The following is a 1228-nucleotide window of genomic DNA, read 5'->3' on the forward strand; positions in this document are numbered from 1 at the left end:
GCCGTCCGCCGTCGTCGTCAACGTCTCCAAACTGCAGGTGCCCGCGGAATCGGCCTGGTCGAGCTTCATCGGCGTGCGCTGGCAGGCGCACACCCGGCCCGGTGTTCCGATAGTGCTGGTGTGCGCGGATCGCGCCGCCCGCGAGGCGATCACCCGGAGCGAGGTGGCCCGCTTCATGTCGGTGTACGCGACCGAGAAGTCCGCGCTGAAGGCGCTCGATCGGCTCACGAGTCGCACCGTGCGGCACGCCGACGCCGAGCTGCCCGCCAACCTGACCAGTCTTCGCGAGTCACGCCGGCTGGTCCGGGAGTGGCTGACCGCGTGGTCGCAGTCCGCGCTCATCCCGGTCGCGTTGGTGGTCGTCAACGTGTTCGTGGAAAACGTGCTCGAACACACCGGCAGCGTCCCGATGATGCGGGTCGAGACCGACGGCGCGACGGCGACCATCGCGGTGTCCGACGCCAGCAGCACACCGGCGCTGCGACTCCCGTCGCCGGACAAGGGCATCGACGTGTCCGGCCTGGCGATCGTCGACGCCTTGTCGCGCGCCTGGGGCAGCACCCCGACGTCGTCGGGCAAGACGGTCTGGGCCGTCATCGGCCCCGAAAATCAGCTCTGACCGGCTGGCGCCTTGTTCGGGGACCCGCCCGCGGGTAAAAGTAGAACACGTTCTAATCTCGTGTGACGGCCCCCCAAGGAAGGCGGACGACGTGCGGTTCACCTACGCAGAGGCGATGACGGACTTTCGCTACTACATCCCGCTGGCCAAGGCGGCCGAGGAGGCCGGCTATCACGCTATGACGATCGCCGACAGCATCGCCTACCCATTCGAGTCCGACTCAAAGTATCCGTACACACCCGACGGCAACCGCGAATTCCTGGACGGCAAGGAGTTCATCGAAACCTTCGTGCTGACATCGGCGTTGGGGGCGGTGACGTCGACGCTGCGGTTCAACTTCTTCGTCCTCAAGCTGCCGATCCGGCCGCCGGCGCTGGTGGCCAAGCAAATCGGTTCGCTGGCCGCCATGACCGACAACCGGGTGGGATTTGGGGTCGGCACCAGTCCGTGGCCCGAGGACTACGAACTTCTGGGCGTTCCATTTGCCAAGCGCGGCAAGCGCATGGACGAATGCATCGAAATCATCCAAGGCCTCACCACCGGCGACTACTTCGAATTCCACGGCGAGTTCTACGACATTCCCAAGACCAAGATGACCCCGGCCCCGAC

The 1228-nt window shown here is 65.9% G+C and carries 2 protein-coding genes; both read left to right on the plus strand.

All coding sequences use genetic code 11. The annotated features are described in order from the left end of the window. A partial coding sequence (locus A5655_RS28240) for an ATP-binding protein (protein WP_067008526.1) occupies positions 1-619 on the plus strand: 619 nt, incomplete at its 5' end. Between the two features lie 91 nt (positions 620-710). Further along, on the plus strand, positions 711-1228 hold a 518-nt coding region (locus tag A5655_RS09175; protein ID WP_156764786.1), incomplete at its 3' end, for an LLM class flavin-dependent oxidoreductase.

Source organism: Mycobacterium sp. 1081908.1 (assembly GCF_001673535.1).
Taxonomy (GTDB): Bacteria; Actinomycetota; Actinomycetes; order Mycobacteriales; family Mycobacteriaceae; genus Mycobacterium.